This window comes from Blastococcus sp. OS1-29 (assembly GCF_057628075.1).
Genome location: NZ_JBXXJK010000002.1, coordinates 534,547 through 549,596, shown reverse-complemented (window position 1 = coordinate 549,596; position 15,050 = coordinate 534,547). Strand labels below are relative to the sequence as shown.

18 protein-coding genes and 1 tRNA gene are annotated in these 15,050 nt (G+C 73.1%); 10 read left to right on the top strand and 9 right to left on the bottom strand.

Annotated features, from left to right (window positions below):
* Positions 1 to 19: 19 nt before the first annotated feature.
* The 3 genes from AC2H4J_RS07225 to AC2H4J_RS07215 all read right to left on the bottom strand — a co-directional run bounded on the left by AC2H4J_RS07225 (position 20) and on the right by AC2H4J_RS07215 (position 1,943).
* The gene (locus tag AC2H4J_RS07225) at positions 20 to 718 is read right to left on the bottom strand and encodes a histidine phosphatase family protein (RefSeq protein WP_487464174.1); all 699 of its coding nucleotides are present in this window, start codon (positions 716 to 718) and stop codon (positions 20 to 22) included.
* 26 nt (positions 719 to 744) lie between these two features.
* The gene (locus AC2H4J_RS07220) at positions 745 to 1,575 is read right to left on the bottom strand and encodes an undecaprenyl-diphosphate phosphatase (RefSeq protein ID WP_487464173.1); all 831 of its coding nucleotides are present in this window, start codon (positions 1,573 to 1,575) and stop codon (positions 745 to 747) included.
* A 212-nt stretch (positions 1,576 to 1,787) separates the two neighbouring features.
* Positions 1,788 to 1,943: a hypothetical protein gene (locus AC2H4J_RS07215; RefSeq protein WP_487464172.1), complete on the bottom strand. Its 156-nt coding sequence runs from the start codon at positions 1,941 to 1,943 to the stop codon at positions 1,788 to 1,790.
* Positions 1,944 to 2,044: 101 nt separating this feature from the next.
* Here AC2H4J_RS07215 and AC2H4J_RS07210 point away from each other — a divergent pair, with 101 nt between their 5' ends.
* A complete protein-coding gene (locus AC2H4J_RS07210) occupies positions 2,045 to 3,025 on the top strand; it encodes an aldo/keto reductase (RefSeq protein ID WP_487464171.1) in 981 nt (326 codons plus the stop codon).
* Entirely contained in the window at positions 3,022 to 4,968 is a 1,947-nt protein-coding gene (locus tag AC2H4J_RS07205; RefSeq protein ID WP_487464170.1) for an AAA family ATPase, read from the top strand. Before AC2H4J_RS07210 ends, AC2H4J_RS07205 begins: the two co-directional genes overlap by 4 nt.
* A gap of 10 nt (positions 4,969 to 4,978) precedes the next feature.
* Here AC2H4J_RS07205 and AC2H4J_RS07200 read toward each other — a convergent pair whose 3' ends face one another.
* The gene (locus tag AC2H4J_RS07200) at positions 4,979 to 5,251 is read right to left on the bottom strand and encodes a hypothetical protein (RefSeq protein WP_487464169.1); all 273 of its coding nucleotides are present in this window, start codon (positions 5,249 to 5,251) and stop codon (positions 4,979 to 4,981) included.
* Between the two features lie 120 nt (positions 5,252 to 5,371).
* Between AC2H4J_RS07200 and AC2H4J_RS07195 the strand changes: the two genes are divergently transcribed.
* From AC2H4J_RS07195 to AC2H4J_RS07180, 4 genes are all read left to right on the top strand, one after another.
* Positions 5,372 to 5,575: a DUF5703 family protein gene (locus tag AC2H4J_RS07195; RefSeq protein WP_487464168.1), complete on the top strand. Its 204-nt coding sequence runs from the start codon at positions 5,372 to 5,374 to the stop codon at positions 5,573 to 5,575.
* Positions 5,576 to 5,631: 56 nt separating this feature from the next.
* Positions 5,632 to 6,375 (top strand): IclR family transcriptional regulator, encoded by a 744-nt coding sequence (locus tag AC2H4J_RS07190; RefSeq protein WP_487464167.1) that lies wholly within the window; start codon positions 5,632 to 5,634, stop codon positions 6,373 to 6,375.
* A gap of 61 nt (positions 6,376 to 6,436) precedes the next feature.
* Positions 6,437 to 6,826: a metal-sulfur cluster assembly factor gene (locus AC2H4J_RS07185; RefSeq protein ID WP_487464166.1), complete on the top strand. Its 390-nt coding sequence runs from the start codon at positions 6,437 to 6,439 to the stop codon at positions 6,824 to 6,826.
* Entirely contained in the window at positions 6,823 to 7,833 is a 1,011-nt protein-coding gene (locus tag AC2H4J_RS07180; RefSeq protein ID WP_487464165.1) for an amidohydrolase family protein, read from the top strand. The genes AC2H4J_RS07185 and AC2H4J_RS07180 overlap by 4 nt, the downstream gene beginning before the upstream one ends.
* 3 nt (positions 7,834 to 7,836) lie before the next feature.
* On the opposite strand, the gene AC2H4J_RS07175 is transcribed toward AC2H4J_RS07180, so the two are convergent.
* The 3 genes from AC2H4J_RS07175 to AC2H4J_RS07165 are packed head-to-tail and all read right to left on the bottom strand — an operon-like array spanning position 7,837 to position 10,429.
* A complete protein-coding gene (locus AC2H4J_RS07175; RefSeq protein ID WP_487464164.1) occupies positions 7,837 to 8,574 on the bottom strand; it encodes a pentapeptide repeat-containing protein in 738 nt (245 codons plus the stop codon).
* Between the two features lie 56 nt (positions 8,575 to 8,630).
* The gene (locus AC2H4J_RS07170; RefSeq protein ID WP_487464163.1) at positions 8,631 to 9,587 is read right to left on the bottom strand and encodes an NADPH:quinone oxidoreductase family protein; all 957 of its coding nucleotides are present in this window, start codon (positions 9,585 to 9,587) and stop codon (positions 8,631 to 8,633) included.
* A 44-nt stretch (positions 9,588 to 9,631) separates the two neighbouring features.
* The gene (locus tag AC2H4J_RS07165; RefSeq protein ID WP_487464162.1) at positions 9,632 to 10,429 is read right to left on the bottom strand and encodes an SDR family oxidoreductase; all 798 of its coding nucleotides are present in this window, start codon (positions 10,427 to 10,429) and stop codon (positions 9,632 to 9,634) included.
* 159 nt (positions 10,430 to 10,588) lie between these two features.
* Here AC2H4J_RS07165 and AC2H4J_RS07160 point away from each other — a divergent pair, with 159 nt between their 5' ends.
* On the top strand, positions 10,589 to 11,188 hold the full coding sequence (locus AC2H4J_RS07160) for a hypothetical protein (protein WP_487464161.1): 600 nt from the start codon (positions 10,589 to 10,591) through the stop codon (positions 11,186 to 11,188).
* A 53-nt stretch (positions 11,189 to 11,241) separates the two neighbouring features.
* On the opposite strand, the gene AC2H4J_RS07155 is transcribed toward AC2H4J_RS07160, so the two are convergent.
* The gene (locus AC2H4J_RS07155) at positions 11,242 to 12,570 is read right to left on the bottom strand and encodes a M20/M25/M40 family metallo-hydrolase (protein ID WP_487464160.1); all 1,329 of its coding nucleotides are present in this window, start codon (positions 12,568 to 12,570) and stop codon (positions 11,242 to 11,244) included.
* Positions 12,571 to 12,607: 37 nt separating this feature from the next.
* Here AC2H4J_RS07155 and AC2H4J_RS07150 point away from each other — a divergent pair, with 37 nt between their 5' ends.
* From AC2H4J_RS07150 to AC2H4J_RS07140, 3 genes are all read left to right on the top strand, one after another.
* Positions 12,608 to 13,750, top strand: coding sequence for a GGDEF domain-containing protein (locus AC2H4J_RS07150; protein ID WP_487464159.1), 1,143 nt, complete (start codon positions 12,608 to 12,610; stop codon positions 13,748 to 13,750).
* A 15-nt stretch (positions 13,751 to 13,765) separates the two neighbouring features.
* Positions 13,766 to 13,850, top strand: a tRNA-Leu gene (locus AC2H4J_RS07145).
* Between the two features lie 158 nt (positions 13,851 to 14,008).
* Complete coding sequence (locus AC2H4J_RS07140) at positions 14,009 to 14,290, top strand: hypothetical protein (protein ID WP_487464158.1); 282 nt, start codon at positions 14,009 to 14,011, stop codon at positions 14,288 to 14,290.
* Positions 14,291 to 14,642: 352 nt separating this feature from the next.
* Here the strand turns inward: AC2H4J_RS07140 and AC2H4J_RS07135 are convergent, their stop codons facing one another.
* On the bottom strand, positions 14,643 to 15,041 hold the full coding sequence (locus AC2H4J_RS07135) for a hypothetical protein (protein WP_487464157.1): 399 nt from the start codon (positions 15,039 to 15,041) through the stop codon (positions 14,643 to 14,645).
* Positions 15,042 to 15,050: the final 9 nt, after the last annotated feature.

Here is a 15,050-nt window from a genome sequence, read left to right as displayed (position 1 = left end):
CGACGTCACAAAGTCCAGTTCAGGCGGTCGCGCCCGCTCCGCCGCCGACGACGGCGTCCGAGGACGCCTTTCCCCGGCGCTTCCGGCGGGGCTGCGGGATGAGCCCGGACACGTCGCCACCGGTGTCGTTCACGCGGACGACGAACGGCCGCGTCTCGGTGTAGGTCACCACCGACACCGACGCCGGGTCGACGACGATCCGCTGGAACTGGTCCAGATGCAGGCCCAGGGCGTCGGCCAGGATCGCCTTGATCACGTCGCCGTGGCTGCAGGCCAGCCAGACGGCGTCCGGGCCGAGCTTGGCGTTCCACTCGCGGACGGCGGCCACCGCACGGGCCTGCGTCTGGGCCAGCCCCTCGCCGTCCGCCCCGGGGAAGACCGCGGCCGACGGGTGCAGCTGCACGACCTTCCACAGCGGGTCCTTGACCAGCTCCTTGATCGTCCGGCCGGTCCAGTCGCCGTACCGCGCCTCGCCGAGCCGGTCGTCGGACTGCACCTCGACCTCGCGGCCCGCGGCGACGGCGTCGGCCGTCTGCCGGCAGCGTTCCAGCGGGCTGCTGACGATCGCGGCCAGCGGCACCTTCGCCAGCCGCTCCCCCACCGCGCGCACCTGGCCGGCCCCGGTCTCGTCCAGCTGCACGCCGGGGGTCCAGCCGGCCAGGACGCCGCCGGCGTTGGCCGTCGTCCGGCCGTGCCTCAGGAGGATCACCGTCGTCACGGCGCGAAGCCTAGGCGGCGGAGCCGCTACGCCGGCTGGAGGACGCCCAGGATGACCAGGACGAGCACCAGCAGGCCGACCAGGACGCGGTAGACCACGAACGGTGTGAAGCTGCCCCGGGTGAGGTAGCGCAGCAGCCACGCGATGACACTCAGGCCGACGGCAAAGGCGAGCACCGTGGCCACGATCGTGGGCGGCCAGTCGACCTGCGGCCCGGCGACGTCACCCTTGAGCCCCTTGTATGCCTCGTACAACCCGGAGCCGAGGACGGCGGGGATGGCGAGCAGGAACGAGTACCTCGCCGCTGCCTCGCGGGTGTAGCCGAGGAAGAGGCCCATCGTGATCGTGCCGCCGGAACGGGACACCCCCGGGATCAGCGCCATCGCCTGGGCCAGCCCGTAGCCGATGCCGTGGCCGACCGTCAGGTCGGCGAGCCCCCGCTTCTTGGCGCCCACGTGATCCGCCCAGTACAGGACCAGCGAGAACGCGACCAGCGCGATCGCCACGATCCGCAGGTCGCGCAGCGTGGTCTCGATCGTGTCCTTGAAGAGCAGGCCGAGGATGACGATCGGGATGCTGCCCACGATGATCAGCCAGCCCATGCGGGCGTCCGGATCGCCCTTCCGCCGGCCGGTGAGCGAACCCACCCAGGCGACCAGGATCCGCCAGATGTCACGGCGGAAGTAGAGGAGCACCGCGAGCTCGGTGCCGATCTGGGTGATCGCGGTGAACGCAGCGCCCGGGTCGTCCCAGCCGAACAGCTCCCCCACGATCCGCAGATGGGCACTGGAGGAGATCGGCAGGAATTCGGTGAGACCCTGCACGACACCGAGGACGACCGCTTCGAACCAGCTCACGCCTGATCAGCCCCCGTCCGGGACTGCGGGGCGGACGGCGGCCGGGAAGAGGAGGGCACGAGGGGGCACTCTAGGGCGCGCGGCTGCGCCTCCGGCCGAGGCAGGCCTCGCGCGGGCGAACCGGCGTCAGTCCGGCGGGCGCCGTCCGACGGTGAGCGCCGGTGCACCCGGTGGGGTGGGCAGGGTGCGCACGTCCTCGAAGCCGGCGTCGGTCAGCAGCGTGGCGGCCTGCGCGTCGGCGAGTGCCGTGCCGCCCGCTGCTCCGGCGAGCCGCTCTCCCGCAGTGCCGTGACCAGCGCCGCCGTCGTCCAGGCGGCCTGGTCACCGGTGTGCAACAGGTGCTGGAGACGCTCCTCCGCCGTGGACATGCGGGCAGCCTGGCGGGGCGTCGACGAGTGGGCAAGGGCATCGTCCCCAGCCGGTGTCGCGCCCCGAACAGCGTCGGCCGGCACCGGTAAGTTGGCCCCTCGTGGAGCAACGGGCGCTGGGGCGCAGTGGCCTGGTGGTGTCCCGGCTGGCGCTCGGCACGATGACCTGGGGCCGCGACACCGACGAGGACGAGGCCGCGATGCAGCTCACGGCCTTCGTCGACGCGGGCGGCACCCTGGTCGACACCGCCGACGTCTACTGCGACGGCGAGAGCGAGCGGACGCTCGGGCACCTGCTCACCGACGTCGTCCCCCGGTCGGACGTGCTGGTCGCGACCAAGGCCGTCGGCCGCACCAGGCCGGGCCCGATGGGCCGGGGCGCCTCCCGGGGACACCTGCTCGCGGCCCTGGACGCGTCGCTGGACCGGCTGGGCCTGGACTACGTCGACCTCTGGCAGCTGCACGCCTGGGACGACGCGACCCCGCTCGAGGAGACGCTCGCCGCCTGCGATCTCGCCGTCTCCTCCGGCCGCGCCCGCTACGTCGGGGTCAGCAACTTCACCGGCTGGCAGACCGCGCACGCGGCGACCTGGCAGCGGGCCTGGCCGGGCCGGACGCCGCTGGTCAGCACCCAGGTCGAGTACTCGCTGCTGCAGCGGGGGGTGGAGCGGGAGGTCGTGCCGGCCGCGGAGTCCCTCGGCCTCGGCGTCCTGGCCTGGTCGCCGCTGGGACGAGGCATCCTCACCGGCAAGTACCGGCACTCGACGCCGTCGGAGTCCCGCGGCGCCTCGACGCAGTGGCAGGGCTTCATCGACGGCCTCCGTTCGGCGAAGTCGGACCGGATCGTGGAGGCCGTGATCACCGCCGCCGAGGGCCTCGGCACGACGCCGCTGGCCGTCGCCCTGGCCTGGGTGCGCGACCGGCCCGGCGTGGTCGCGCCGATCGTGGGGGCCCGCACCGCCCAGCAGCTGCAGGCCTCGCTCGACGCAGAAGGCGTCCGGCTGCCGGCGGCGATCCGCACCGCGCTCGAGGACGTCTCCGCGCCGCCCTTCAGCTATCCCGAGCGCCGGGCCGACGGGTGACGTCGGCCGCCACCCCGGGCGGCGACCCCGTCTTCGCCGCCTTCTGCGCCGCCGGCCTGTGGCCCGGCCTGGGCCGTCGGACGGCGGCCGAGCTGCCCGGCGCCGGCATCGTCTCCCCCGACGACGTCACGGCCGACCGGCTGGTGAAGATCCCCAAGGTCGGCCGGCAGCGCGCCGAGCGGCTCTTCTCCAGCTTCCTGGCCGCCGCGCCGACGTACGAGGTCGTCGAGCTGCTCGTCGGCGCCGGCCTGGAGGCGAAGCTCGCCGCCGGGGTCGCCGACACCCTCGGTCCCGACGCGGCCAGACGGCTCAGGGACGACCCGTGGGCGCTCCTGTCGCTGCACGGCGTCGGGCTCGGGGACGCCGACCGGCTGGCGATCGCCATCCTGTCGGGGGCCGACCGGCAGGACTCCCGCCGCGGCCGGGCCATCGTCGGGCTCACCCTGCGGACGGCGACCCGCGACGGCCACACCGTGCTGCCCGCCGACCTGGTCGTCGCCGCGCTGCAGGCCGAGGGGATCACCGACCCGGTCGCCGCGATCGTGGCGGCCGTCGACTCCGGGGACGTGCTCGAGCACGAGCCGCCGGAGCCCGAGGGGGCGGGCGGGGACGACGCAGCCGAGCCCGATCCGGCGCTGCGCACCCTGTCCCTGGCCAGGTACGGCATGGCCGAGGAGCTGGTGGCCGAGGCCATCGCCCGACTGTCGGCCACCGCGGAGCGGATCGCCGACCCCGCGTCGGTGCGGAACGTCGCGAAGGGCCTGGACGCGCAGCAGGCCGCCGCGGTCGCGCAGGTGCTCGAGGCCGGGGTCAGCCTGCTCACCGGCGGGCCGGGTACCGGGAAGAGCCGCACCGTCGCCGCGATCGTGAAGCTGCTGCGCGCCAAGGGCGCCGACATCGCCCTGGCGGCGCCGACCGGCCGGGCCGCCAAGCGCCTGGAGGAGCTGACCGACCACCCCGCCACGACGGTGCACCGGCTGCTGGGCGCCCAGGGCATGACCGGCGGGTTCGCCCGCAACGAGGAATGGCCGCTGGACGCAGACGTGATCGTCGTCGACGAGGCGTCGATGCTGGACGTCGAGCTGACCGCCGCCCTGCTGGAGGCCTGCCCCGACGGCACGCACCTGCTGCTCGTGGGCGACCCGGCCCAGCTGCCCTCGATCGGCCCCGGGCACGTGCTCGGCGACATCATCGACTCCGGCGCCGTCCCCGTCACGGAGCTGACCACGCTGTACCGGCAGGCCGAGGGCGGCGCGATCGCCCGGCTGGCCACCGCGGTGCGCGGGGGCGAGCTGCCGCCGGTCGACTCCCCCGACCGCGAGGTCGTCGTCGTGCCGGCCACCGGCAGCGCCGAGGCCGCGCGCCGCGTGGTCCAGCTGGTCACCGACTCGATCCCCCGCGCACTGGGCATCGACCCGGGTTCGGTCCAGGTCGTGACGCCGGTGCACCGCGGGCCGGCCGGGACCATCGAGCTGAACAAGGCGCTGAAGGCCGTCCTCAACCCGGGCACCGGAACGGTGTGGGGCTTCGACGCCGGCGACCGGGTGGTGGCCACCGCCAACCACCTCGAGCTCGAGCCGACCGGCTTCGCCAACGGCGAGGTGGGCACGGTGACCAAGACCGGCGACGGGTCGCTGGACGTGGCCTTCACCTCCGGTCCGGTCACCGTCACCGGAAAGGCGATGTCGGACCTGCGGCACGGCTGGGCGATCACCGTGCACCGGGCCCAGGGGTCCGAGTGGCCGGGGGTGGTCGTCGTCGTCCCCCCGGAGGCCGGCGGGATGCTCTCGCGGCCGCTGGTCTACACGGCGCTCACGCGGGCGCAGTCCCACCTGTCGATCGTGCACGCCAGCGGCGCGGCGCTGGCGCGTGCCGTGCGGGAGGTCGACGTCCGCCCGCGGCGCACCCGCCTGGCCGCGTTGCTGGCCGAGACCGCCGGCTGACCCGCCCGGCTCAGACCGGGGTCTCGTCCTCGTCCAGGGGCACGTCGGTCTCCTGCTCGATGACGTCGGCCTCGTCCGCCTCGCGCTGACCCACCGGTCGGGTCGGACCGCCCGCCTCGCCGGGTCGCGCGGCCAGCTGCTGCTCCAGCGCGTCGGCCTCGGGCACGCCCTCCCCTGGGCTGTCGGCGTCCGCGGCCGTCGTCACGGCGGGCGGCTCGACGAGCGCCTCCTGCTCGGCGCGGTCGGCGTCGGGCACATCGCTCGGGGTGCCGGGCTCGGTCACGTCGTCCTCCCTCGGTCGGCGGTGCTCGGTCGCCGTCCATCCTGCCGTCACCGGCGCATCCGGGCAGGCCGGGCACACAGCCGGTGACGCCGACCGCGTCGGGCAGGCACAATCTGGGTGATGGAGGCGACCGCGGACTACCAGTACGCGCCGCTGCGGATCCCGCCGGGCACGTCCCGGTCCGCGGCGGCGACGATGTTGAGCCTGCAGGCGGACACCGGGGGCTGGGAGCTCGCGCGGCTCCAACTGCACGCCGACGGCACCCGCAAGGTCATCCTGCGCCGCCGGGCACGGCTGTCCTACCTGCCGCTCCCCGTCACCTAGTAGACGTCCCCGCCCGGTCGCGCCATGGTGTGGACAACACCGTGAGGGGGCGGCACGTGGCCGGACGTCCGACGCTCATCCAGTCGGTGCAGCGTGCCCTGCGGATCATGGAGGTCGTCGCCGAGCACGACGGCCGTGCCCGGGCGAAGGAGGTGTCCCGCTCGACCGGGCTCCCGCTCGCCACGACGTACCACCTGTTGCGCACCTGCGCCCACGAAGGCTGGCTGCAGCGGCTGGACGACGGGTCGTACGTCCTGGGCCACCGCATCGACGTCGTCCGCGGCCACGGAACGGCCGCCCGGGGCATCGCCCACGCGCGGCCGGCCCTGGAATGGCTGCGCGACACGCTGGGCGGCGCCGTCTACCTGGCCCGCTACGTCGACGGCGAGGTCGTGGTCGCCGAGATCGTCGACAGCGCCCGGGCCCCACGCATCGACCTCTGGGTCGGCATGCACGACGCTGCGCACGCGACGGCGCTCGGCAAGTGCATCCTCGGCCAGTTGCAGGCCGACGAGCGGGACGACTACCTCGCCCGCCGTCCTCTGCACGGCCTGACCCGGCGCACCGTGGTGGACCGGCGGCTGCTGGGCCTGCCGGCCAGGGGTGAGGTCGCGGTGGACGACGGCGAGTACGCCGTCGGCGTCTCCTGTCTGGCCGCCGCCGTGAGCACCGGACACGACGTGGGCTCCCTCGGCGTCGTCGTCCCGGCCCGCGAGTTGGGCAGCCCAACCACGAGGCAGACGCTGTTGCTGGGCGCCGAACGGGTCTCCCGCGCCATGACCCTCGGCACCGTCGCCTGACTGCCGCCATCTGAAATCAGGCCTCTGGCGGCCGTCCGGCGACAGTTCCACGCTGCCACCCATGGCCGGCCCTCGTGCGGAGACACCCGAGTGGGCGGTGCGGGCGCTGTCGGGCGTCTACGACCCGTGCTGCCGCGACAAGGGCATCTCGGTCGTGGACATGGGCCTGCTCCGATCCGTCGAGCTCAGCGACCGGCACGCGCGGGTCGAACTGCTCCTGACGTCGGGCTGGTGCCCCTTCGCCGCCCGGGTGCTGACGGACGTCGAGGACGCGATGCGGGCCGACCCGCGCGTCGATTCCTGCGAGGTCGAGATCGTCTGGGACGAGCCCTGGACCACCGACCGCCTCGCCGAGTCCGCCCGGCGCACGCTCCGCTTCCTGCCCGACCCGGCGGCCGTCGGCGACCGGGACGCCTACCTCGCGGCCCACACCCCTGGAGGACAGCCATGATCGGTGACGCGTTCGTGTTCGACGGCGTGGCGCATCCGTTCAACTTCACGCCGAAGAACGCCTACGGCTCGGCCGGCGAGATGTTCAACCAGCACCTCTACGCCTTCCACAACGTCCTCACGCCGGAGGGCGAGCCGAAGCAGACCGCCGAGGAGTTCCTCAAGGAGTGGACTCCGGACGACATCCGCCACATGGTCTACGACAACTCCGACACCGACATGCTCGTCGCGATGCCGCTGCCGTTGACCGACATGTTCCGCGACGGGCTCTCGCCGTGGGAGACGTGCGCGGACCTGGCCTCCCGCGACCCGGACCGGACGGTGTTCTGGGGATCGGTCAACCCCCTGGAGGGCCGGCGGGCGCTCGAGCTCATGGAGCGCCAGGTGGGCGAGTTCGGCGCCAAGGCGTTCAAGTTCTACAACGTCCGCTACGACTACGGGTCGCCGTTCCCGTGGCGGATGGACGACCCGCAGATCGCGTTCCCGGTCTTCGAGAAGGCGCAGGAACTGGGCATCAACCTGATCGGCGTGCACAAGGGTGTGCCGCTTGGCCCGCAGCCGGTGGAGGCCACGCAGACCTGGGACATGGACGGCGCGGCGGCCGCCTTCCCCGACATCAACTTCGTGATCTTCCACGTCGGGTTGCCGTTCATCGACGAGACCTGCTGGCAGCTGATCCGCTTCCCGAACCTCTACGCCTCGCTCGCGGCGACGGTGAACTTCGTCGTCCGTGCCCCACGCCTGTTCGCCGAGATCCTCGGCAAGCTGCTGTTCTGGTGCGGCGAGGACAAGATCGTCTACGGCTCCGAAGCGCCGATCTGGCAGCCCCAGTGGGCGCTCCAGGCGTTCAAGAACTTCTCGATCCCGCAGGACCTCTGCGACGGCTACGGGTACCCGCAGCTGACCGACGTCGCCAAGCGCAAGATTCTCGGCGAGAACCTGCTCCGGCTGCACGGGATGGACGTCGAGGAGACGACGGCGCGCCTGGGTCGTCCGCAGGCGCATTGAGCCCTACCGCCAGTGCGCCGGCCGGTCGAGGGCGACAGGGAGACGAGTCGACTTGTCCCCTCGCGCCGCGGTCACCTGCGGCTGCGTGAGGAACAGGCAGCGACCGAGGTCGGCGCCCCGGACGTCGGTGGCGCGCAGGTCGGCACCGAGCAGGTCCGCAGTGCCGAGATCGAGCCCGCGCAGATCGGCGCCGATCAGGTAGGCGCCCCGGAGGCTCCCGTCGCGCAGGTCGCTGCGTCGCAGGTCGTGGCCGATGAGGTCGGCGTTCCGGTGATCGGGCCCGCCGCCACGGACGAGGTCGCTCACCCGCCCCAGCAACTCCCCGATGGAGCGCCGGTGGGCGACGACGTCGAGGGCGAGAAGTTCGTCCGCCGAGCTCGCGGTCAGCCGCTCGGTCGCGGCCACCGCCTCCTCGACGTCGTCGTGCAGCGCGGCGGCCGCGGGCAGGGACAGCGCCTCGGTCAGGTACCAGAGGCTCTCGTGCAGCTGTCGCAGGACGGGGAGGACGGCGAACTGCGCCTGCGCCAGTCCGGGGTCCTCGCGCCAGGTGCGGCCGCCGAAGGTGACCTGGATCAGCTGCTGGCCGGCACCGAAGCAGTCGAACACCTCGCAGCCGGGGAACCCGCGCTCCCGGAGCTGGGCGTGGATCCCGCAGCGGAAGTCCGGCGCCAGGTTCGGGCAGGGCCGGCCCGCCGGCTTGTCGATCGCGAAGTCGGCCGACGCGGCGAAGGCCGGGGCCACGCAGCAGAGCCCGGCGCAGCGGGAGCAGTCGGCGCGCAGGTGCGCACGGGCGTCGGTCAGGGGACGAGCACGACCTTGCCGACGGTCTCCCGCGACGCCAGCTTCTTCAGCGCCTCCGGGGCCTCCGCCAGCGGGTGCACGGAACCGACGAGGGGGTCGACGGCGCCGGACTCCACCAGTTTCACCAGCTCGTCGTGGACCCGGCCCACGATCGCCGGCTCGTGCTTCCGGTACAGCCCCCAGTGCAGGCCGACGACGCTGTAGTTCTTGACCAGCAGGTGGTTCGCCCTCGCCTCGGGGATCCGCCCGCTGGTGAAACCGACGACGACGAGCCGCCCCTCGAACGCGATGCACTTCGTGCTCTTGTCGAACACGTCGCCGCCGACCGGGTCGTAGACGATGTCCGCCCCGTGCCCGCCGGTGACCTCTTTGACCACAGGGACGAAGTCCTCGCTCGTGTAGTCGACGACGTGGTCGGCGCCCAGCTCGCGGCAGACCTCGATCTTGCGCGCACCGCCGGCGGTGGCGATGACCTGCGCACCGGCCGCCTTGGCGAGCTGGATCGCGGCCGTGCCCACGCCCCCGGCGCCGGCGTGCACGAGCACCCAGTCGCCGGCCTGGATGCCGGCCCGGCGGTGCAGGCCGACGTATCCGGTCTGGTAGGTGAGGTAGAGCGAGGCGGCCTTCTCGTCGGTCAGGGAGTCGGGCACCGGCCAGGCGTTGTTCACGTCCATCAGCGCGTACTCGGCGAACGCGCCCGGGCCGTTCGACGGCGAGCCGATGACCCGCTGGCCGGTCTCGACGATCTCCCCGCACAGCTCGACACCGGGCGTGTACGGCAGCGGCGGCTTCTCCTGATACGTGCCCATCGCCATGAGGACGTCGGGGAAGTTGAGCGCCGCCGCCCGCACCTTGACCAGCACCTGGCCGTCGCCCGGCGTCGGCTGTTCGACCTCGTCCAGGCTCATCACCTTCGAGGGGTCGCCGAGCTCGTGTACCCGCCATGCACGCATGGCCCCGACCCTGCCAGATCCCCGGTGACCGCCGTCACCGGGCCCTACCGCATGGACGGCGGTCGCAGGGCCTCCGGGACGACGGCGGTCTCGCCCGTCTCGGTCTTCGCCGAGGGCACGCCCTTGAACTTGTAGGGCACCACGCCGACCCCGGGCTGGATGACGTAGGCGGCGCCCGGTTCGGCCGACGTCCAGGCCATGACCATGGCGTCGGCGACCTCCTCGGCGGTGAGCACCGGGAACCGGGCCGCGGTGAACTGGTCGCGGATTCGGTCGATGATCGCGGTGTCGGCGAATCCGGGGCAGATCGCGGAGATGGTCGTGCCCTCCGCGGCCAGCCGCGGTGCCATCGAGCGGACGAAGGCGATCGCGCCGCCCTTGGCGACGCTGTACCCGGGGTCCCCCGCCATCGGGGACAGGCCGGCGAGCGACGCGGTGACCACGATGGCGCCCCCACCGGCGCGCCTGATCGCGGGGCGGGCGGCCTGCGCGCCGTAGACGACGCCGAACAGGTCGATGTTCACCACGCGCATGAACTCGTCGAGGTCGAGTTCGTCGTCGCTCTTGGCCGCTGAGATGCCGGCGTTGAGGTAGGCGGCGTCCAGACGTCCGTGCTCGGCCTCGATCTGCGCGACGACTGCCTCGTTCGCGTCGAGGTCCGTCACGTCGAGGACGACGAACGGGCAGCCCAGGTCGGCGGCCACCTGCCGGTTGCGCTCGCTGTCCAGATCCGCGAGCACCGGGACGACGTCGGCCGCCCGGAGCTTCGTGGCGAGTGCGCGGCCGAAGCCGCCGGTCCCTCCGGTGATCAGGGCGACGCTGCCGGGCGACGGGGAACTCATCCCGGCATCACACCACGCCTGGCCACCGGTCGCCTGGAGTGCGCGATCCGACCCGGCACATTCGGGACCTCTGGGCGGCGGACCAGGACTTTCTCCCCATGTGGCGGCCGGGCTCCGACCAGCAGGGTCAGCACAGGACAAGACGACAGGAGACACGAGATGACGACGACCGAGAGTCAGAAGAGCTACACCCTCGACGAGACCGGCGTGACGGCCCTCGCCGCGTCGGAGACCCCGACCCAGCGCTGGTCCCGCTGCATCGCCGCAGCCATCCGGCTCAGCATCGGCTGGGTCTTCCTCTGGGCATTCCTCGACAAGACGTTCGCCCTCGGCCACGAGACCGGCGTGAATGCGAAGACCGGCGCGGTCGACTACTTCGGCCCGGCTGCCTGGATCCACGGCGGCTCCCCCACGGCCGGGTTCCTCGGATTCGGCACCAAGGGCCCCCTCGCGGGCTTCTACCAGACCCTCGCCGGCAACGCGTTCGTCGACTGGATCTTCATGCTGGGGCTGCTCGGCATCGGGCTCGCGCTGATGCTGGGCATCGGCATGCGGATCGCCGCGGTCAGCGGTGCGGTCATGCTGATCATGATGTGGGGCGCCGTCCTGCCGCCCGCGAACAACGTGTTCATGGACGACCACATCATCTATGCCCTCGCGCTGGTCCTCCTGGCCCTCGTCGGGGCCGGCAGGACCTTCGGCTTCGGCAGGCAGTGGGAGAGCCTCCCCTTCGTGCACGAGCACGGCTGGCTGAAGTAGGCCCACAGCTCCGGGAGCCGGCGTCGCGATCGCGGCGCCGGCTTCCGGCATGTCTAGACCGCGCGCAGGAAGCGGTCGAGCACACGGATGCCGAACTGCAGGGACTCCACCGGCACCCGCTCGTCGATGCCGTGGAACAGCGAGGCGAAGTCCAGATCCGGCGGCAGCCGCAGCGGGGAGAAGCCGAAGCAGCGCATGCCCAGGCGCTCGAAGCTCTTGGCGTCGGTGCCGCCGCTCATCGTGAACGGGACCGGGCGGGCGCCGTCGTCCTCGGCCTTGAGCGCGGCGACCATCGAGTCCACCAGCGGGCCGTCGAACGTCGTCTCCACCGCCTGGTCGTGCACGAGCCACTCCCGCTGGACGCCCTCGCCGATGAGGCCGGCGAGCTGGCGCTCGAACTCCTCCTGCTGGCCGTAGAGGAAGCGCCCGTCGACGGTCGCCGACGCCGTCCCGGGGATCACGTTGGCCTTGTAGCCGGCGTCGAGCATCGTCGGGTTGGCCGTGTTGCGCAGGGCGGCGCCGATCATCCGCGAGATGGACCCGAGCCGGGCCAGGGCCTGCTCGGGCTCGTCGGGGTCGATCTCGATGCCGTAGGCCTCCTCGACGGCGGCCAGGAACTGACGCATCGGTGGCGTCAGCACCGTGGGCAGCCGGGCCGACCCCAGCCGGGCGACGGCCTCGCAGAGCCGGGTGACCGCGTTGTCGTCGTGCACGAACGAGCCGTGCCCGGGTTTGCCGCCGGCGGTCAGCCGCATCCAGGCGAGGCCCTTCTCGGCGGTCTGCACGAGGTAGAGGCGCAGGTCGTCGCGGACGGTGATGCTGAAGCCGCCGACCTCGCTGATCGCCTCGGTGCAGCCCTCGAAGAGGTCGGGGTGCTCGTCGACCAGCCACCGGGCACCGAGCTTCCCGCCCGCCTCCTCGTCGGCGACGTAGGCCAGCACGATGTCGCGCGGGGGCTTGGTGCCGGTGCGCGCCCAGTCACGAACGAGCGCCAGCACCATCGCGTCCATGTCCTTCATGTCGACCGCACCCCGACCCCAGATGTAGCCGTCGCGCTCCTCGCCGGAGAACGGATGCACGCTCCACTCGGCGGGGTCGGCGGGGACGACGTCCAGGTGTCCGTGCACAAGCAGCGCCGGGCGGGCGGAGTCGGTGCCCTCGATGCGGGCGACCAGGCTGGCCCGGCCGGGCTCGGACTCGCAGATCTGGGACTCGATGCCGACGTCGGCCAGCTTGCAGGCGACCCACTCCGCGGCGGCGCGCTCCCCCGCGCTGGTGGCCGTGTCGCCGGTGTTGGTGGTGTCGATCCGGATGAGCTCGGACAGGAGTTCGGCGACCTCGGCCTGGGCGGCGACGAGAGGGACGGCGGTGGGCTCGGCCATGCGGCGATCGTGCCACCTCGCCCGGTACGCCGATCGGGTGACAACGCTCGACTCCGCGCACCCCCGTGCCGATATCCCGACGATGGGAATGCTGCCCGAGCTGCGCGCTCGTGATCCGGAGGCTGCCGCGCGCAGCGCCGTCCTCACGCTCGCCCTGTTCGCCGGAGTGGTCACCGGCCTCACCAAGTACCAGCAGGCGTCGGTGAGCTCGACCGCGTACCTCGCCGGTTGGGCGACCGTGCTGGTGCTCGCCGCCGCGGCCGCCGTCCACCTGCTCGTGGACCCGGTGCGGCTGGACCGGTGGCTCAGCGGCACCGTGACCGCCGTAGGCGGGGTGCTGACCGCCTCGGTGCTCAATCTGCTCACTCTCGACACCAGCGCGGCGGCCCAGGCGTTCCTCGCCTTCCCCGTCCTCTGGGCCGCGGCGCACCTCCGCCGGGCGGCGGTCGTCGTGGTCACGGCAGCGGCCGTCTGGGCCGACTGTGTCGTGCTCCTGATGCTGCGCGCGCCGGGCGAGGCGGCTCCCGACCTGCTGTTCTTCGGTGCCGTGCTCGTCGTTCCGGCCGTGATGCTCACGCGCGCCAACCGGGTGCGTGACCGCCTGGTCGAGGCGCTGCAGGAGCAGGCCACGGTCGACCCGCTGACCGGGCTGGTCAACCGCCGGTCCTTCGACGAGGCGCTGGAGACGACGCTGACCCGGCCGGTCGGTGCCGGCACCGCCCTGGTGCTCATCGACGTCGACTCGTTCAAGACGATCAACGACTCGTACGGGCATCCGGTCGGTGACGCCGTCCTCGTGCACCTCGCCCAGGTGCTCCGCGAGCAGATCCGTGCGGACGACGCACTGGTGTCGCGGCTGGGCGGAGACGAGCTCGCCGTCCTGCTGCGCAACTGCACGCCGGCGGTGGCCGAACGGCGGGCCGAGGACCTCCTGCTCGCCGTCCGCTCGACCCCCCTCCCCCTCGCCGACGGCACCCTGCTGTCGCTGTCGATCAGCCTCGGCGTGGCGCACGTGCCCGAACGGGAGGGCGACCTGACGTCGCTCTACCACGAGGCCGACGTCGCGCTGTACGACGCCAAGCGCGGCGGCCGCGGGCGGGTGGGCGTCTCGGCAGCGTCGTTCGCGACCGCTGCGGAGACGCCGGGAGGGGTGCTCGGAACGGCCGCACCGGTCCGGTAGTCTGATCCGGCACTCGTCCGGGTGGCGGAATGGCAGACGCGCTAGCTTGAGGTGCTAGTGCCCTTTATCGGGCGTGGGGGTTCAAGTCCCCCCTCGGACACCCTTCCCGGGGCATCTGCCCCAATCGCGGCGGCGGACCGCGCCGCCGCGTTCAGTCGGCGCGCCCGCCCCGGCCGCAGCACGTCCCCTCTCCCGGCGGCCGCGGCTCCGCCGCCGATGTCCCCGGTTGTGTCCCGGCTGTCCGCGCCGGGAGTGTCGGTGCGTCCAGTCGATCCTGGCGGCGCCCGCTGGCCGGGCATGCCGCAGCTGATCACCGTCGCCCTCACCGTGCCGATCGGCTGCCGACTGGTGGTCGAGATACTGCCGTCGGCGGCCGACACCGTAGGGACGCCCTCAACACCGCCCGCCGCAGTGCTGGCCGGCGGGGACCGGCTGCGACTGGTCGAGGCCGGGGACGCCACTGTGGACGATGCTGCTGGAGCGGCCGCTGGCTCCGGCGAGGCGGTGCCGCACCGCGGTGGGCAGGGGGTCGGCCGGTGACCGCGGCCCGCGGAGCGGCCGCCCGACCGAGCGCCGACCCGACGCTCGCTCACCCGACCGCCATGCCGGCCGCCGGTCCGAGTGCGGCTGCGCGCCTAGTGTTCCGTCCGGCCGCCCCCGGGGCGGCCGGCGACCGCGCCCGGCACACCACTGCCGAGGGGGCGCCGCCCGGTGCCGGAGCGGCGGCCGGCGAGACGACTGCCGGCTGGTCGGCGGCTGAGATCATCCGCGCGGTATTCGCCGGATCGCTCTGCGACGGCGAACTGCAGGTCTCCCCCCCACTGTCGGGAGCACGCCCGGCCAGGGCCCCAGAGGCGGCCAGCCAGCGGCACCCGGGCGGCGACGACTCGTCTCAGGTGCGGGTGATCCACCGAGCCGACAGCAGCCGCCACAGCGAACGGTCCAGCCGATCGGTGAGGTCGAAGCGGTGAGTGCCGTAGCAGACGGCATGCACGCCGTGGCCGTCGGCGGGCACGGGCCTGGGCAGGACAGCCAGCTCCGCCCGCAGCGCGGGGCTGGCCACCGACAGGACCGTGGATGGTTCATCAAGCGCCAGTTCCACCGGAGCCGCCTTCGACAGCCATCCGATCAGGGCGGCGGCGCTAAGCGGGCCGGCGCCCATGGTTGGCGGCGTGATTGGGTCGTCGGCGGCGCCGGCGAAGAGGCTGAGCACGGTGTCCACCGGCACCGCCCAGTGAGCCTCCGGTGGTGCGGTCAGGCCCAGGTGCACGCGGTGGAGGAGAGCCGCCATCGACGCACT